Origin of the sequence: Prosthecobacter debontii, assembly GCF_900167535.1 — a bacterium.
In the GTDB taxonomy this organism is placed as follows: domain Bacteria; phylum Verrucomicrobiota; class Verrucomicrobiia; order Verrucomicrobiales; family Verrucomicrobiaceae; genus Prosthecobacter; species Prosthecobacter debontii.
This window is the reverse complement of the sequence record NZ_FUYE01000002.1, coordinates 344,721-361,722: the sequence shown is the minus strand read 5'-3', so window position 1 is coordinate 361,722 and position 17,002 is coordinate 344,721. Positions and strand designations below refer to the sequence as shown.

At 56.0% G+C, this 17,002-nt stretch carries 17 protein-coding genes; 12 read left to right on the top strand and 5 right to left on the bottom strand.

Annotated elements, in window-relative coordinates:
* Window positions 1-230 precede the first annotated feature (230 nt).
* Genes B5D61_RS03845 through B5D61_RS03830 form a run of 4 tightly spaced genes read left to right on the top strand, consistent with a single transcriptional unit; the run spans window position 231 to window position 5,084 of the window.
* Window positions 231-2,918, top strand: a complete 2,688-nt coding sequence (locus B5D61_RS03845; protein WP_139373046.1) for a hypothetical protein — start codon at window positions 231-233, stop codon at window positions 2,916-2,918.
* 16 nt (window positions 2,919-2,934) lie between these two features.
* Window positions 2,935-3,561, top strand: coding sequence for a GTP-binding protein (locus tag B5D61_RS03840; protein ID WP_078811978.1), 627 nt, complete (start codon window positions 2,935-2,937; stop codon window positions 3,559-3,561).
* A 33-nt stretch (window positions 3,562-3,594) separates the two neighbouring features.
* The gene (locus tag B5D61_RS03835; protein WP_078811977.1) at window positions 3,595-3,972 is read left to right on the top strand and encodes a hypothetical protein; all 378 of its coding nucleotides are present in this window, start codon (window positions 3,595-3,597) and stop codon (window positions 3,970-3,972) included.
* On the top strand, window positions 3,969-5,084 hold the full coding sequence (locus B5D61_RS03830) for a glycosyltransferase family 4 protein (protein ID WP_078811976.1): 1,116 nt from the start codon (window positions 3,969-3,971) through the stop codon (window positions 5,082-5,084). The genes B5D61_RS03835 and B5D61_RS03830 overlap by 4 nt, the downstream gene beginning before the upstream one ends.
* On the opposite strand, the gene B5D61_RS03825 is transcribed toward B5D61_RS03830, so the two are convergent.
* Window positions 5,059-5,904 carry an alpha/beta hydrolase gene (locus B5D61_RS03825; RefSeq protein ID WP_078811975.1) on the bottom strand — a complete coding sequence of 282 codons (846 nt, stop codon included), beginning with the start codon at window positions 5,902-5,904 and terminating at the stop codon, window positions 5,059-5,061. The genes B5D61_RS03830 and B5D61_RS03825 overlap by 26 nt on opposite strands.
* 120 nt (window positions 5,905-6,024) lie before the next feature.
* Here B5D61_RS03825 and B5D61_RS03820 point away from each other — a divergent pair, with 120 nt between their 5' ends.
* From B5D61_RS03820 to B5D61_RS03790, 7 genes are all read left to right on the top strand, one after another.
* Window positions 6,025-6,411 carry a GNAT family N-acetyltransferase gene (locus B5D61_RS03820; RefSeq protein WP_139373043.1) on the top strand — a complete coding sequence of 129 codons (387 nt, stop codon included), beginning with the start codon at window positions 6,025-6,027 and terminating at the stop codon, window positions 6,409-6,411.
* Window positions 6,380-7,744: a type II secretion system F family protein gene (locus B5D61_RS03815; RefSeq protein ID WP_078811973.1), complete on the top strand. Its 1,365-nt coding sequence runs from the start codon at window positions 6,380-6,382 to the stop codon at window positions 7,742-7,744. Before B5D61_RS03820 ends, B5D61_RS03815 begins: the two co-directional genes overlap by 32 nt.
* Window positions 7,745-7,841: 97 nt before the next feature.
* The gene (locus B5D61_RS03810; RefSeq protein WP_078811972.1) at window positions 7,842-8,279 is read left to right on the top strand and encodes a type II secretion system protein GspG; all 438 of its coding nucleotides are present in this window, start codon (window positions 7,842-7,844) and stop codon (window positions 8,277-8,279) included.
* 31 nt (window positions 8,280-8,310) lie between these two features.
* A complete protein-coding gene (locus B5D61_RS03805; RefSeq protein ID WP_176159208.1) occupies window positions 8,311-8,772 on the top strand; it encodes a type II secretion system protein in 462 nt (153 codons plus the stop codon).
* A gap of 2 nt (window positions 8,773-8,774) precedes the next feature.
* The gene (locus B5D61_RS03800; RefSeq protein ID WP_078811970.1) at window positions 8,775-9,206 is read left to right on the top strand and encodes a PulJ/GspJ family protein; all 432 of its coding nucleotides are present in this window, start codon (window positions 8,775-8,777) and stop codon (window positions 9,204-9,206) included.
* 12 nt (window positions 9,207-9,218) lie between these two features.
* Entirely contained in the window at window positions 9,219-9,983 is a 765-nt protein-coding gene (locus B5D61_RS03795; RefSeq protein WP_078811969.1) for a type II secretion system protein GspJ, read from the top strand.
* Between the two features lie 2 nt (window positions 9,984-9,985).
* Window positions 9,986-10,927 carry a type II secretion system minor pseudopilin gene (locus B5D61_RS03790; protein ID WP_078811968.1) on the top strand — a complete coding sequence of 314 codons (942 nt, stop codon included), beginning with the start codon at window positions 9,986-9,988 and terminating at the stop codon, window positions 10,925-10,927.
* Window positions 10,928-10,933: 6 nt separating this feature from the next.
* On the opposite strand, the gene B5D61_RS03785 is transcribed toward B5D61_RS03790, so the two are convergent.
* From B5D61_RS03785 to B5D61_RS03775, 3 genes are read right to left on the bottom strand one after another with little or no spacing between them, the layout of a single operon-like run.
* Complete coding sequence (locus tag B5D61_RS03785; protein ID WP_078811967.1) at window positions 10,934-12,166, bottom strand: DUF1501 domain-containing protein; 1,233 nt, start codon at window positions 12,164-12,166, stop codon at window positions 10,934-10,936.
* A 5-nt stretch (window positions 12,167-12,171) separates the two neighbouring features.
* Window positions 12,172-13,668, bottom strand: a complete 1,497-nt coding sequence (locus B5D61_RS03780) for a DUF1800 domain-containing protein (protein ID WP_078811966.1) — start codon at window positions 13,666-13,668, stop codon at window positions 12,172-12,174.
* Window positions 13,665-14,195 (bottom strand): hypothetical protein, encoded by a 531-nt coding sequence (locus B5D61_RS03775; protein WP_078811965.1) that lies wholly within the window; start codon window positions 14,193-14,195, stop codon window positions 13,665-13,667. The genes B5D61_RS03780 and B5D61_RS03775 overlap by 4 nt, the downstream gene beginning before the upstream one ends.
* A 127-nt stretch (window positions 14,196-14,322) precedes the next feature.
* On the opposite strand from B5D61_RS03775, the gene B5D61_RS03770 reads away from it, so the two are divergent.
* Window positions 14,323-15,561, top strand: coding sequence for an alpha/beta hydrolase family protein (locus B5D61_RS03770; RefSeq protein ID WP_078811964.1), 1,239 nt, complete (start codon window positions 14,323-14,325; stop codon window positions 15,559-15,561).
* A gap of 2 nt (window positions 15,562-15,563) precedes the next feature.
* On the opposite strand, the gene B5D61_RS03765 is transcribed toward B5D61_RS03770, so the two are convergent.
* On the bottom strand, window positions 15,564-16,976 hold the full coding sequence (locus B5D61_RS03765; RefSeq protein ID WP_078811963.1) for a sulfatase family protein: 1,413 nt from the start codon (window positions 16,974-16,976) through the stop codon (window positions 15,564-15,566).
* Between the last annotated feature and the right edge of the window lie 26 nt (window positions 16,977-17,002).

The window sequence follows — 17,002 nt, the reverse complement described above, 5'->3', positions numbered from 1 at the left end:
TGGGGCGGAAAACATGGCAGAATGCCTGATTTCACCAAGAAACCAAGGTGTAAGGGCACGAATAAATTCTCACGCATGAAACACTGGACTTAAGAGCTGTTGATTATTATCTTATGCGAATAGCGTGGCGGCAGGGTTTTAGGTATGCTTTTCTAGTGTTTCTAGACTTCTAACTGCGACGTCTATACCCCTACCCAGTTTTCCTCCCGATGGGCTTTTCGTTCCGCAGCATGTTTCAGCCATCTCTTGATCCGCAAGGTCAAGCTGGGACTTCTGCTCCTGATGCGAGTGGCTGGGCAGGTGGTGGCATGGGTATGGATGCTAGCACTGCGCAGGCTCCGCCATTGAATGCTCAGTCGGCTTTTGCGACAGCAGGGCCCTTGTTTCGGACGCTTTCAGGAGAGTCCTTGCAAGCGGCTCCCGTGCAGGCTTCTCCTTTTGCTGTCCAGTCGGGAGGAATCGCGAATGCGCCCCTGACGGTGAGTGACGTGCTCCCCCAGCTTCCTCCAGAGCTTGCTCGCGTGAATGGATTGGCTCCTGATCAGCCGGTGGCCATTTCTGCTCAAGTGCTGGATGCCGCTCTTCGTAGTGGTCAGGCGGCCTTGCCCATCTTCGAGATTTACCGCGTCTGCCCCGCGCTGTTTTTGTCCCCCGTGTCCCCGCAAGATCCACGGTTGGTTCCGCTGCCTGCTTCCAAGCTGCCAAGATTGATTGCCAGTGCTCAGCAACCCATGAACGGAGAAGCGGCACCCGCAGCCCCATCCCCTGCATCGCCGTTTGGATTGGCGCAAACGACACCCGCAAGTCCCTTCGGAATGGCTGCGCCAACACAACCTCCTGCGGGAGAGATGCCGCAGGGCGGCGTGGGCACTTCTTTACCTCCCAGGCGCAACGGTCCTCCACCTCCGTTGGCGGATGTGCCGCGTGACGCAGCGCCATCCCTGTCTTTACCTGGAAATGCTGCGGCGCCTGCCCTCGGCCAGGGGATGCCTGTTTTCCCGACCAGCCCGTTTACTGTCAGTGCGGAGAGTGCACATCATGGAACTGCGGGAGGTGCGTCTCAGGCATCTCCATTCGCCGTCATGAAACCTGCTGAACCGCCAAGGGGGCCAGAACCGTTGGCGCTGCCTGCTTCCCCATTTTCGGTTCCGGCGGCTCAGGCCTTCGCTCCAGCCTCCCCATCCGCTTCTCCTTTCAGCGTGCCTTCGCCTGGGGCTGTGGCAGGGCTACCGGCATCTCCTTTCGCATCGCAGGGGGGCGCACCTGCACCGGTCGAGGGGCCTTCGGCATCGGGTCCGGCTCCATCTCCGCTAACCAGTTTGTTTGGGGCCAAGGCCGTGCCGACAGGCCAGCCTGCTCCTGATGCCCCGGCAAAGGCAGCAGGGACTTTTTTTTCGAGCTCGCTGGCAGGTGCTGGTACGGGTGGAGGGCCGACGGTGCGTGTCGGCCTAGCGGTTCTTTTGCGGGGTTACAGTGTGGCGGAACTCGGGTTTGACCCGGTCATGGTGCCGTCATGGATCATGACGAGTATTCCGGTGCCGACGGTGAAGCAGTGGGCTGAATCCCCCTCTCCGCTGGCCGAACTCGGTCTCCTGATCGATGGCATCAATGATGTAGGTTTCCGCAATGTTTTGAATCATGCAAAGCGTGATTTTCAGGTGCGCATTCCACCCGAGCAGGTCAATGCCGCCTTGGCAGGAAATGCTCCTCCCACGCTGCCGAATCTCGCCAGCTTGGGCCATTCTCCGGCATCGGCACCTGCCGCCCCGGTGATGCGGGTGGAACCTCCGGCACAACCCCAGGCTTTCGCGGCACCTCCCTCGTCTCCAGTGGAGGCACCTGCTCCTCAGGCGTCGTTATTTGCAACAGCAGGCCAATCTGAGGCACCGCCGCTCCCACCGAATCTCCCCGCCAGTGCGCCTGGGGCTCCGCTCTTCAGCACCCCGTCCCCGCCGCCGACCTTTGCCCCTGCGGCATCGGCGATGGCTCCCACTTTTCAACCCTCTGGGATGCCTGGATTTCCGACGGGTGCGGCGCCGATTACCAATCCCTTTGCTCAGTCCATTCCCTCGTCTTCGCCAACGGTGGAGCCTGTGGCTGAACCAGTGACTGAGGCTTTTCCTCCGTCGGCTGTGGAGCCCCCTCCTGCGACTCCTCAGTTTACTCCTCCCTTTACGGCTGCTTCGCCATTTCGTGCGCCTCTGAAGACCGAGGCTCCGTCTGAAGGATTCAGCAGTGCTGAACTCATGGGCGGCTTTACACAAGAAAGTGTGGCTCAAGTTCCCCCCGCCCCTGCGATCCCGGTAACCAATCCCTTCACAGGGAAAGCGGCGACAACCGTTGTGGATGTGCCCGAGGACGATGAGCCACCGCCTCTTCGCAAACAGCCTTTCATCCCGCCTACTTCAGAGTCTTCTAAGGAAGTTGCTCCCCAGAAACGCCGCACGGTCATTTCGCCACCGGGGACCTCGCGGTCGAGTGCCCGGCCGGCAAGTCCAGCTCTGGGTATCCAGTCCCATGAATCCAATCCGGATCAGATTCTCCTGCGTGCTCTTCTGGGCTCCGACGAGGACCTGACTCCGCAGCGGGTGGTGGAAATGGTCTGCTCGTTACCCGGCATTGCGGCTTGTGTTTGCCTGCATGGCGATCATGCCATCTCCCATGCTGGAGCTCATAAGCCTCAGGCGCGAGAGTTCCAAAAACAGGCCATAGACCTCGCGCATCACCTCCGGTCTCTTGCACCGTTGATTGGGATTGAAGGTGCGGAAACTTTTACGCTTACCTCGGGAGATCGCCTGATGACCTTCTGTTTTCCTGAAGGTGCCATTTTGGGTGTCTTGCACGATGCGGACCCATCCTTGGGACTTCGTGATAAGATAACCTTGATTGCACGCGAGCTTTCCCGAATGCTAGACTGAATTTAGCGTTCTTCTCATGCCTTCCATTCACCCCGATCAAAAGACGGTCAATTTTAAGATCGTCTATTGCGGCACGCCGTTGAGTGGTAAAACGGCGAATCTTCACCAGATCCACGCCAAGCTCGACCCACAGGGGCGGAGTGATCTCGTCAGCCTCTCAACCGCCCAGGACCGGACGCTGTTCTTTGACTTCCTCAGCGTAGAGAGCGCCGCAATCCCTGGATACAAGACCTCCTTTCATCTTTACACAGTGCCGGGACAGGTGACTTACAATGCGACCCTTCAGCTCGTTCTACGGCAGGCCGATGGGGTGGTGTTTGTCGCCGATAGCCAGCTTGATCGCCAACGCGATAACGTATTGGCTTTCCAGGCTTTGGAAGCCAATCTACGCCTCAATGGCAGTTCTCTTGATCGCTTGCCCCTGGTGCTCCAGTATAACAAGCGTGATCTCCCCAATGCAGCCCCTGTGGAGTATCTGGAGTTTCTCCTGAATAATCGACCTGTTCCATGGCTCAGTTTTGAAGCTGATGCCCGGGGGGGGCGGAATATTTTGGCGACGCTCAATGCCATTTCACAGGCTGTCTTGGCCCAGTTTCGGTCACAACATGGAAAGTCGGAGCGGCAGATGGCTGCGGTTTCCTAATTTCAGTATCGTCAAACCCTTCTCGTTTTCATTTTGATTTCCGCACTCATTCATCCTGATGGGCATGTCACTCCCTTGAGTGGGACCTTGTCCACAGATCCGGTTAGCGTCGCGGCCCTCGCGCATGCGGTGCATGCTGCTGGGAATGAGTTGGCGATTCGTGTGGGGGTGGCACCCGTGCAGTGGGTGACACTGCGAGGCATTCGGAGTTGTTTGAGCCTTCTTCTGGTCGAGCAGGGGGTATTGATCCTTGAGCACGATGACAATGCGCCCCCCCATCAGATTCAAGCCCTGGCTAAATCGGCCGTCGCTCAGCTCGCCGCGGTTTCGAGCCCGCAGGCGGTAGCGCCGCCACCTCTGGCTTCCTCTCCTTTCAGTTTGGCAGATGCGCTGCACGCGACGGCTCCATGAAGATCGCGTTGATCCGGCGTCAATATTCAGCCACGGGAGGAGCGGAGTTATACCTCCAGCGCTTGATTTCAGGCCTCGTTGCAGGTCAGCATGAGGTGCATCTGTATGCGGAGCACTGGGAGGGGAGCCCGGAAGCCGTGACTCTGCATCGCGTGCCTATGAAAGCTCCACGCTCTCTGCGGCCTGTCCGATTCGCTGAAACCGTCGCCAGGATGATGGCTCCTCTCGACTTCGACGTCGTTTTTAGTCTGGAGCGGACGGTATCGCAGGATGTTTATCGGGCGGGCGATGGTGTGCACAAAGTCTGGTTGGACCAGCGGCGGCAATACGCTTCCTGGTGGCGGCGTCCGTTTGTGGGCTTGGGGGCATTTCACAGCAACATGATGGCGCTGGAGCGGCGCACCTTTGATCCGATTTTAACCCGCCACATCATCGTGAACTCAGAGATGGTGAAGCGAGAAATCATTCGTGAATTTGGCTTCCCAGCAGAACGCATTCACTTGATCCGTAATGGTATCAATCCAGGACGTTTTCAGGGGGTGGATCGCGCCAAGGCCCGTCAACGATTCGGTCTTCAGGACACAGATTTTACACTGCTCTTCGTTGGGTCGGGTTGGGAGCGAAAAGGACTGAACTTTCTGCTCAAACTCATGGAGCGGTTGGGACCTAAAGAGCCGCAGGTAAAGCTGCTGGTGGTAGGAAAAGGCAAGCTCAGAGGTCCTGTGCCCGCCAACGTGATCCTGGCGGGCCCGGTGCGTGAGGTCGAGGAGGCCTACGCTGCTGCGGATCTGCTCACCTTTTTGCCGATCTATGAGCCCAGCTCCAATGTGGTGCCGGAGGCACTTGCCAGTGGCTTACCTGTGATCACCAGTGGTTATAACGGCGCGGCCGAATGGCTCACTGAAGGAGTGAATGGTCACGTGCTAAAGCATCCTGAGGATACAGATGCCTTGGAGAAGGCGGTCCGCTTCTGGATGACACGCCCCGAAGCTCGACCCGTCTCTTGCACCCACGCAATGGACTTGGACACCAATGTCCGTGACACATTGCGCGTGCTGGAGCTTGCGGCATTGGAGAAGCGTCAGTTCACTCCACCTTCGCCTGTTGAATAAAATTCAGGACCTCGGCGAAAGCATCGTCGTCAGTGTTGGCCATGTCATGAGCCACGGAACCATGATCGCGATCTTGGATCATCTTGACCGTTAGCTTGGAATGTCCCGCGTGGCGCAGGGCGGCGGCTAGCAATTCATTTTCTTCGGCTCTCATGGCCATGTCTTTCTCTGCGTAAAGAATGAGCATGGGAGGCGCGTCTTTACGGACGTGATAGAGAGGTGAGGCTGCATCCGCAATGATCTGGTCTTTCGGTAATCCACGTTCGATGCGGATGGTGAAGTGCGTGAGTGTTTGTCCTGCGACGGGGACGATCCCCGCGATGTGACTGATGTCAGAGCCTGATGCTTTCAGATACTGATCATCCATGCTCACCATCAGGGTGAGGTAAGCTCCTGCAGAATGTCCGCCCAGGAAGACGCGATTCATAGCCCCACCATACTCGGCAATGTGCTTCTCAACCCAGGCAAAGGCGGCAGCGGAGTCTTCAAGATAAGCTGGGTAAGTCGCGTGGGGGCTCAGACGGTAATTCACGACCGCCATGGCGATGCCTTGCTCAGCAAAGTGGCGTGCAATCGGGGGCTGCTGCTTTCCATCCTTGCTGCCCGCGGTAAGCCCGCCGCCATGGAGCCAAACCAAGGTGGGGAAGTCTTTGACACCGGTGGGTAAGTAAAGATCCAGCTTGCAGCGTTCCGTCTCATAAGGCGTGAGTTGGTCTCCGTGCTTATAGGACAGGTCCGAGACGATCTTGATTTCAGGAGACTGGGCCTGGACTGTCGCCGTGACGAGGAGGAAGCTGGTAAGAAGACGAAGGGCAAACATGAGAAGAGAAAGACGGAAAGCATGGGAACTTCCTGTCGCAACTCTGACGTTTTCAGCGCATGAAACCGAGTGCAGACTCGCTCCCTCTTTCGTGAAGCCGTTTCTCAGGATCATGATGCCATGGCTGAGATCTATCGACTCTGCATTGAAGGTGCGGATTGGATGCCGACAAAAGCTCAAGCAGCAGCCGATTTCCATCGTGATTCAGCGGGGGAAAGGCAGTTCGTGGTCGAGATCGAAAAGGAGGTGTTGGGTTTCATTTCCGTTTGGGAGCCCGATGCTTTCATTCATCTACTCTTTGTTCACCCTCGCTATCAAGGAGTGGGCGTCGGCACCCTTCTGTTGGAGGGATTGATTCAACACGTGTCTCCGCCTTGGCGACTGAAGTGCGTCTGTGCCAACCGTCGGGCACGTGAGTTTTATCAGAAAAGGGGGTGGCGATGGCTAGAGCAGGGGCTGAGCGAGGGCGATCCCTATGATTTGCTGGAATTTGGCTGCGCAGGGTGACATTCTCGTCGCAAAGAACCTGACACAATCTGACAACGTCTTTGCAACGAACGCGGGCTGTGCTTGTCTGACGTCTTCCATGCCTAACTTTGCCTACCAAGCCACCGATGCCGCAGGCCGCGATGTGTCAGGAACCATCGAGGCACCGGATCGTGCCTCGGCGACCCGGCAGCTGAATGGGAAGGGCTTGCAGCCTTTCAAGATCAGCGAAGCTGCGGGTAAAGGGGTGATCAAAAGCAGCAGTCAGAAGAAAACCTCGGCTCAGACGGTGGACGAGGATGCTCCCATCAAACTGAGCAACGGGCAAATTCAGCTTTTTACTGAGGAACTGGCGGAACTGCTTGAGGCAGGGATGCGTCTGGAGGCCGCCTTGAAACTCATGGAAGGCAAAGGCACGACAGGGACTCACAGCCGGATTGCCCGTCGCTTAGGGAATATGATTCGTGAAGGGCATCCCTTTAGCAGTGCTCTGCGCAGGGCATCCCCTTCATTTGGTGAGTTGTATTGTTCAGTCGCAGCAGCAGGTGAGGCGGGCGGGTCCTTGGCAGAGGCTATGCGTCGGCAGGCTCTGTATCTTGCCAGTGTGAGGGAGATGCGTAGCCAAGTCGCGGTCGCACTCATTTACCCTGGATTCCTTTTTGTGTCAGCCATTGGTGTGACGGTGCTTTTCACGACTTTCCTGATCCCGCGTCTGAGCATGATGATGTCGCGCATGAAGGGTGGCGTGCCGAAGGGAATCCAGATCGTCATGGCCATCTCGGATTTTACCCGTAACTACTGGTGGCTGATTCTCGCTGTGATTGCCTTGATGGCGCTCAGCTTTGGCGTGTGGATGCGTTCTAAAACCGGCCGTCCCGTTTGGGATAAAACCCGATTGCGGGTGCCTTTGATTGGCAACGTGCTCCTGACCAGCTTCCACACGCAGTTCCTGGAAACACTCGCCAGTTTGTCCGGCGGTGGCCTGCCCTTGTTGAAGGGGCTGGAGCTAGCGTCACGAGTCTCCACGAATCTCTATGTGCAAAAACAGCTCGAACATGTGATCGCCAGTGTTCGTGATGGTGCTTCGCTTTCGCGGGGGCTTGAGAAGACGGAGCTGTTCCCACTGAAGCTTTTGGAGATGGTGCGAATCGGTGAGCATACGGGTGATCTGAGTGGCACGCTGCGCCGCACAGCCGACCGCTGTGGTCGTGAACTCAGCAAGAGCCTGGAAAAGGTGATGGCTTTGCTGCAACCCGTGATCATTCTTGTCATGGCGGCCCTTGTCGGCGTCATGGCTTACATGATGATTTCCGTCATTTTCCAGACTGTGTCTGCTTTGAAATCACGCGGTTGAGAAATCCGCGACTACGCGCCACTAAAGACGAACGTTTTCCCCTCTTCGGCACTCCAACCCCACAGATGCTGCTGCATCCTTTCGAACCTAACCATCTATGAAAATTAGCCTTGTCACCCTACAGAACCGCCGCTCCACGCTGTCGAAGTCTCCTCTTCACGCCGCCTTCACACTGATGGAAATGATGTTGGTGCTGGCTATCATTGCGTTGCTGATTGCTATTGGAGCCGTGACCTTGGGTGAAGTGGACGAGAACGCCAAATTCACGGCAGCGGATGCTCAGATGAATACGGTGAAGACGGCGATCCAACAGTACAAGACGCTGAATCGGAGCCTGCCTAGTAAACTCGAAGATCTTGTAACACCTCCAGGGAATGCCCGGGTGAAACGGAAGCTCATTGAAGAAAACGGTATCCTCGATCCCTGGGGAACGAAGTTTCAATACCGGACACCCGGCAAGAACGGTAAGGCCTATGAGATCTACTCCTGGGGTCCCGATAAGAAAGAGGGTAACGATGATGTCTCCGCTGATTAATCGGGCCTAACTAAAGATGCTGGTCGACGTCATGAAACTCACGCCTTACCATATCAAGCGCGCGGGTTTCACGATGCTTGAGATTGTTGTGGTCTTAAGCATCATGGTGCTGGTGATCGGTATCGGGTTTGCCAGCTTCGCGGTTTTGGATGACCAAGACCCCTTTGAGCAACCGGCTCAGAAACTGACTCAAATGTCCAGATTTGCGATTCATGCGTCGGTGTTGCAGCAGCGGGCCATGACCATCGCATTTGATAAAAAGGGGTTCGAAATCCTCGGCTCAACGGTGCCTGAGGGGTCTTATTATGCAGTGCCTTCAGGCATGAAGGTGCTGATCCATCGTATGGGAGGCCGAAATTGGGAAAAAGCTGAAGGCCATTTTTGGCGTTTCGGAGAACAAGGAATCTGTGAGCCCATCAAGGTTCGATTTGAGTCTCCAGCGGGTTTTCGCGAACTCAAATTTCATCCTCTAACAGGTACTTCGGTGGACTAACCATGAAAACGTTTCGTGATCAAATCCATGCCACCCGACGTCGCGCGGGTTTGACCCTCCTGGAGATCGTCTTGGCTCTGGCGGTTTTTAGTATTGCGGCTCTGGCTCTCGTTGGCACGATCAATCAAATCGCTGATGCGGGCACGGAGTCCCAGCAACTTTTGGAGATCGAGCAGAGTTTGGAATCACTCATCGATGAATACGGTAAGATGCCCCAGATCCGTGAGATGGATGAGCAAATCAAACCAGGTGCGGATGGGGTGGCTTATCGGGTTTTGATTGAGCAGGTGAAGGATCTGCAAAATCAGGACGGACGGTTCTTACAGAATACCTTTCGAGTTTTGGTGGTGGCGCGTTGGGACGATGGCAGCGGTCCCTTTGAGCTTCAGGCGGAGACTTATCGCTACGCAGGGGCCTTCCTGCCGGTGAATTGAGGTTTTAAAGTCATGAACGTGCACCTCTCCAAACAACCCTCTTCGGCGGCAGGATTTACACTCCTCGAGATCGTCGTTGCGTTGGGAGCCTTTGTTTTGCTTTTAGGTGGTATCTTCGCCATCGCGAATGGCACCATGGAGCTGGGCAACGATCTCGCTGCTGTGCAGGATCGCTCTTTGATCCGGCAAAACTTCATTTCGTTCTTGCGTCGATCTTTTCGTAGCTTGCCAGGGGAAGCGGAAATTCGCTTGTCCGTTCAAGCGCGTGGTAGCAACTACGTGCCGACTCTGAATTTTGTGAACGGGGGTTCATCCTTTACGCCAGGTTCAGCGCTGCCTCCAGATACGAGTGTGGATCTCTTTGCCGAGGAACGACCTGGCGGTTATCTACGAGTCGCCTTGAGAGTGCTGGATGACCGTCAAACCAACGCTATTCGGACGAATCAGACTGTGCGTTATACGCGTGATCAGGAGGTGATTCCGCTGCTCGATAATGTCAGCCAATTTGAATGGAGATTTTATGATGCGGCCAGCAATCGCTGGGAAAACAATTGGAAGCAGCCCCGACGTCCAATGCTCGCCGAGATGACTTTGAAGTTGGATGATGGGTTCGAGACACGCGCGGTCTTTTGGATTCCTCCTGTGTTGCCAAACCCGATTTCTGGGGCGGCTCTGCAACCGAATGGATTGCCCAACAATCCGGTGCCGAATCCGGATGGAACCGTGCCGCCCCCTGAAACTCCCCCAGACGGTCAACCGCTGCCAGAAACTCAATAGTGATGATGTCTCTAACCCAACCTAGCCTTCAGCCGTCTTCTCGCCGTATGGGTGAGCGGGGGGCTGCACTTTTGGCTGTGCTATGGGTCATTGCTCTATTGATTGGCCTGGTCGCGGCAACCTCCATGCTGCTGATGCAAGATGTGGAACTGGCTGCGGTGAAGCGTCAAGTTTTTCGCGCTCGGATGCTTGCTGAAGCTGGGTTGGCGATTGCCATGAACCCGGACATTAAGCCTGATGATCCGTTACTGCGGCGTCGGGTGGCCGAGGATGAAGGTTTCATTGTGGAGATGACCGGGGAGGATGGGATGCTCAATCCGAATGTACTTTTGCAGCGGGAGGATCGAGAGACTTTGCGCCGCATTTTTCTTTATTGGGGGCTCAATGTTCAACAAGCCAATATCTTGATTGATCGGCTGTTAGACTGGGTGGATACCGATGACTTTAGTCGCGTCCAAGGGGGTGAAAGTAAGTTGTATGGACGCACTGGGATGCCCTTCAATCGCCCCTTTCGATCCATTGAAGAGATGGCCATGGTCAGTGGCATGGAACTTGTGGAAGAGCTTTATCCTAATTGGCGCAATTGGTTCAGCGTTTACGCCAGTGGCACTTTGGATGTGAACGAAGCTGAGCCCGAGATCGTGGCTGCGGTGACGGGGGCCGATATTCGCTTCGCTCAGAATCTGCGGGCTCAGCGTGTCGGTCGGGATGGCATTCTGAACACTGAGGATGATAACCCGATGCCTGACTTGCAGAGTGCTCTCGCCATCTTGGGCATACCTGGAGACCCCCAGGTGATGGCTTCGATTCTATCGGTGCAGAGCAGCACTCGGAGAATTTTGGTCAAAGTGCAGGTGGGAGATTTACAGCGCCAGACGGCCGCCGTTGTGCGCGGAGCGATCGGGCAGGGAACGACGGCAATTCTCTGGATGGGAGAACGTTGAACTGCCTCATGTGGTGGCCTTCATAAGGCCGATGGGCTTGGCCTTGAAGTTAGGAAAGAGGCGATGCTCCTGCTCATGGTCCAGGCCGAGGCTGCCACGCAAGACCTCCGCGAACACGTGCCGATAATCGGTTTCCATCACCAGTCCACCCGGGCCTGGTGTGTTAAGATTGACATCATCATCAGCTTGGATGGGCCAGTCTCCAAGGACGTGCCCGCCATGCACACGGTCACCCAATGCCATCAAAGCAAAACCACGCCCGTGATCGGTGCCTAACGAAGCATTCTCATAAACTCGCCGCCCGAATTCGGTCGTAATCATGACGGTGTAGCGGGAACGGTGATCTTTTAAATCCAGTTCTAAAGCTGCGAGGCCTTGGGCCAGAATTTGAATTTGTTCGGCTTGCTGGCCGCTGCTGTTGCCTTGAAAAAAATGCGTGTCCCAGCCGCCTAGATCAATGCAGGCAATCTTTAGTCCCAATCGAGCTTTCACCAGCCGGGCAATTTCACGTAGCCCGCTGCCGAAGGGCGATTTGGGATAGTCTGCCCCATAAGCGGGGGTATCATTGCCATGCTGCAAGGAGGCCACACGACGAAACAGAGTCAATGTCTCGATACCCCGCTGGCCTAACAAACTCACGTCAGCTCCGTAGAGTTGATTTAACGCCGTGATGACCGGTTCATTTTTGCCAGCGGGCGTGCGGATGCTGATATCCTCAATGTGTTCCAGCACACTGGCGGAAGGAGCGCCTCTCAGGGATTCCGGCAAGGTGGTGCCGATGGCGATGGCGGAAAGCGGCGAAGCAGAGATGGTCGGCTGGAGTCTGAGAAAACGCCCCAGCCAGCCTCCTCCTGCAGGAATGCCTAGCATGGAGTCTCCATGTTCCATCTGGTCCTGGCATTCAAAATGAGAGCCGCTGGTGTTATCCGCGCCCACGGATTGCACGGCGCCCAGCCTGCCTTCTTTGAATGCGGCCTCCAGCGGTTTCATAGCCGGGTGAAGGCCGTAGTGTTCGTTCACACGAATGGCGCATTCAGAACCGGTTCCTGGAGCTTTGATAGCCAATGACGGGCGTAGGTGGTAGTAGCGGTCATCCGCATAAGGAACCCACAGATTGAGCGTGTCTGCACCCCCTCGGAGGAAGACATGGATCAGAGTATGGCTCTCCTCCTCCATCTTTGAAGCAGAGACGGCAAAAGCGAGTTTGGATAACAGGGCGCGTCGGGTGAGGGAGGACATGAGAGTCAGCAGCGTTGGAAGGCTGGACTTGCGAGAATCAGGCCGATGGTGGTTGGCAAGCTGGTTTCGGCCGACCCGATCGCAGACGATTCGGCTGACGTAGGACTGCGGCCGACGAAATGCGCGAACCACTTTTGGGGGGACAAGGGACTGTCAGCCTGAGTCAAGGCTCGGCTTAAGGGTTTGAGATCCACTGTTGCACCGGGTTGCCGGTTAGCCGTCAGGGCTAGAGCCAGATTCCAGCGCCACATGAGCGTGCCCATCCAAGGTAGATCATCATCGGGATAACCGTCGGCCGTGGGATACTGGAAGAGTCCGTGGCCCATGCGTTGGAGCGGTTCGAGAATGGGTTTCTCGGCCTGGGTATCAGCGGCGAGGGCTCGCAGCGCTGAAACCATGAATTTGAAAGGTCTTTTGATGAGTTGACCGCCGCTGGCCATGAATTCTTCCGACTGAAGGATGACTCGGAGCAGGCTGCGGATGTCTCCTTGGGTGCGAATGAATTCGTCACGCACTTTATCCACCAGCGACTCAGGAGGCGTCAAACTCACGAATCGGCGGCAAAGTTTTTGAGCGATGTAACGAGCCGTGCTCGGATGGGCGCAAACGATGTCGATGAGCGCATCTAAGTCTTGAGGCCCTCCTCTGGCTGCGATGACATGGCCGAGCACCTTTTTCTCACCGTCATCATGCCAGTCCTTGCGGAAATAGGCGCTGCTTTGATCGAGAGCGAAAAGTCGTTTGATGTCAAAGGTCCAACCGGTGAGACAGCGTGCGGCTTCACGCACATCTTCCTGGGTGTAACCGCCATGTACACCCAAGGTGTGGAGTTCCATCAGTTCCCGAGCATAATTTTCGTTAGGCTGATCTTGAGTGCCACGGCGCACTTTGTTCGTGCGGCCATCCAAGTAAACGAGCATCGCCGGAGACTTCGCTGAAGCTCGGATGAGGTCGCTGAAGCGGCCTAGCGCATGTTTACGGATGACGTCTCGATCATCGCTGGGTTTCAGGTAAATGCAGTCTCCTTTTTCGAGGTCTATGTTGAGATGGTCGGTCCAAAACTCCACCATCACTTCGTAAAGTTGGCGACGGCTGTAAATGGCACGTAGCAAAGCGTGACGTGTTAGTTCGTCTCGCAGGACTGGTTTACGGAATTCATACGCATCCCCGGCGCTGAAGTAGAGGGATTCGAAGCGTTCGGCTCTCAGGTCGCAGGCTGTGTCCGTGATCGAGTCGGGCTGGAGTTGTTCTTCGATCCAAGCCTGGCGCCCCATGTTTTTTAGGCGGTTCAAGTCACCTGGCCAAGGTCCAAAAGCGGCCCGTGAAAGCAGATGAAAGTCGGGGTCAATCTCGGCATTCTCCGGCGCGACTAGCTTTTCAGGCACATCTTCCCCTAGCCACTTTCGATTGACGACGGTCGTGAGACGTTCGCATCCGGTTAAGGAAGCTCCGCCACTCGCAAGGGCGGCAGATTTGAGCAAGTCGCGGCGGCCCAGTTTCATCGTGATGGCAGAGGTTCAGTGGAAAGTGATTCAGCGGCACTGGCGGGAGCGGGGGCCAACTGCGGGGCCGTGATGAACCAGGAGCGGATGACAATGCCCCAACCGGCGATGGCGATGGTGGGAAGGAGGACGACCCAGCCGACGACGGGCAACAACGCACAGAGGATCAAAACCAAGCCGCCCTGTTTCGTCTGCCGCCAAGGCTCCTGCGTCGGCCACAGGCGTTCTCCCAAGAGCGAGGCAATGCCTCCGGCCCCTGAGAATCCCCAAGCGATGAGGAGACCACCTGTGAGCACAGCAAAAGCTCCCATTTTAGGCAGCTTCGACAAGAGAGTGATGAGAACGACATTGCCCAGCAAGGGAGCGAGTCCGAGCAGGAAACATTTCAGAAGACCCCGTCGAGCAGCTTCTTTGTGACGTTGGGCCGCTTCGGGCCATAGGCCATGAGCGAGTAGCCATAATGCTGGGAGGGCGATCACAAAACCGGCTGCGATGAGCAACCACATCAAGACGGTGGAGAAGAGCATAGGTGTGAGGAAAAATGCCTGACTCCTGGCCAAACGCGGGACGGTGAAAATCGGTAACAGACTTTTTCTGTGTGGCGGAATTTGCGAAGCTTGCAGGCTTAAGGCGCGTTATGAAGCGTCTCTTGTCATGAAATTGCTATGCACCTTCTTCTTCGCTACTCTCACCCTCGCCTCGGCAGAACAGGTGGGTCCATGGAATCTGGACAAGCTCAAACAAGCTCCCAAGATGCAGTGGTTGGATCAAAAGGCCCCGGTGCAATCGCTCTTGTATGAAGGGGAGGAATTCGAGGGGAACCCGACGGAGGTTTTTGCGTTTTATGCCTCTCCGATCACTCTGAGAGAGGCCAAACCTGGCACGAAGTTTCCTGGGGTGGTTTTGATTCACGGGGGCGGAGGCACTGCGTTCGCAGATTGGGCCTACTTATGGGCTAAGCGTGGCTATGCGGCGATCGCGATGGATTTAGCAGGATCTCGCCCTCCTGAACCTGTCTATGATGCGAAGACGGGAGCGCCGACAGGACATCAGTCGGATTCTAAACTGCGCACTCGATTGGCTAAGGGTGGGCCCTTTCATGGACATGAGGAGAAGTTTGATAGCATAGGCGGCACTACGTCGGATGACTGGCCTTTCCACGCCGCTGCGAGTGTCATCCGCGCGCATTCCCTCTTGCGCTCTTTCCCTGAAGTGGAGGCGGATCACACCGCAGTGACCGGTATCAGTTGGGGAGGCTATACGACTTGCCTCGTCGCTTCGTTGGATGATCGTTTTAAAGCGGCAGTGCCTGTGTATGGCTGTGGATTTTTGTTTGAAGGCGAATCGGTGCAAAAGCCTGCGATCGATAAGCTGGGAGACCGTCGTGCGGACTGGATTCGGGAATACGATCCTTCCAGCCTTCTGCCGCGTTGTCAGGTTCCCATCCTTTTTGTGAATGGGACCAATGACATTCATTACCCGCTGGATAGTTACATGAAGAGTTTCAATGCGGTGCCGGGCGAGAAGCAGATTCGTATCCAGGTGAAGATGTCTCACGGACACCCTCCGGGCTGGGCTCCCAAGGAGATCGGATTATTCATTGACTCCAAGTGTCGCGGCGGGGTGCCTCTTGCAGTTCCAGGCAAACCTGAACGGGTAGGAGAACAGGTGGTGGTTAGCTATTCTTCCAGCTCACCGATTAAAAGTGCCCAGCTTCATTACACCACAGATGGAGATTTGAGATCGAAACGGAATTGGCAAAGCCTGGAAGCGACCGTATCCGAAGGCAAGGTGACTGCTCCTCAGCCACCCGCAGAAGCGAACACTTGGTTCGTCTCTCTCACCGATGAGCGGGGAGCCATGGTGACCACGACGGTCCAGTTCCAGCCCTGACTTCAGGGTTGGGGGACCGACGAATCATCCCCCGGATTCCACCAAGAATTCAGGATTTGCCGCAGGCGCTTGACCTCTTCGGGGTGAGTGCCTGCGAGGTTGTTTTTTTCTTCGGGATCTTCCACGACGTTGTAGAGAGCGACTTCGTTCAGGTAGTTTCCCCAAGCAGGTTTGCCCTGATGCCTATGCGGGATCAGCAGTTTCAAAGCGCCTTGCCGGACCCAACGATAGGCAATGTCTTGAGATGGCTGACCCAAGGCACTGGCGTCGCCCGGATAGATCTCTCCATACACAGGCTTGTCTTCGAGCGTGGGGGTGCCGAGTGCCGCTTTCCATAGGCTATGGCCCGGGAGATTCGAGATGGCTGCGGGGTGACCAATCGCTTCCAAAACCGTGGGCAGGAGATCCACACTGCTGACGAGTTGCTCATGCGTGGCTGGTTTGATGTGGCCATCCCAACGGAAAAGGATGGGGGTGCGCAATCCGTCTTCGAACGGTGAATACTTGCTCTCTTCGGTGTGAGCGAATTCTACGGGGCGCTTTTTCTCACGCTGGGTGCTGGGTGTCCAGCCGTTGTCAGAGAGGAAGACGATCAAAGTATTTGAGGCAAGCCCACGTGACTCGATCATTTCCATCAATAGCCCGACGGTATCATCAAACTGGCTCACGGAGGCGAGGTAAGGGATGCGATGTTCTGGGATGCCTTTGCCCTGATAAAGATCATAGTAACGCTGAGGGGAGTCGTGGGGCTGGTGCGGCAGAAAAGGTGCATACCAGATGAAAAAAGGCTGATCCGGTTTTTGGCGATCCAAGAAGTCCGCAATGGGCTGCATGGTTTCGCGGCCAATCTGCAAGCCGTGATCGCCATTGCCATGGGCAGCGAGTTCGCCTCCCTTCAGCACACGGTTGCCTCCGTATTCCTGTCCTGGACGTGGCTGAAACAGGGTCATGCCTTCGGTGAAACCCGCGTTGGAGAAATGTCCCTCCCAAAATTTACCCGTCTGCAACGAGCGATAACGCAGCTCTCCAAGCGTGCGGGGCAGGGTGGGCTGCTTTCGAATGAGATTGAAGGCCGGGCTTCGTGTCAGCTCGTATTCGGCACGCGATGTCATTTTGTTAAAACCGCTGTTGCCAGGGGGCGGGTGATTGTAGGTGAGGCCGCTTTGATGAGGGTAGCGGCCGGTCAGCATCACACCGAGAGAGGGGCTGCAGAGACTCGTGGTGACGTAGCCGTTGACGAAGCGAGCGGATTGGGATGCCAGTTTGTCGAGATGAGGGGTCTGAGCCTCACGGCTTCCCATAAAACCGAAATCTCGGTAGGTGTGATCGTCAGCGATAATGTAAACAATGTTAGGCTGTGCCGAAAGATCGTAAATGCTCAGTGATAGGAGCCAGAAAAGGATCAAGAAACGCATGCCTATGAAAACTGCGTGGCTGGGCC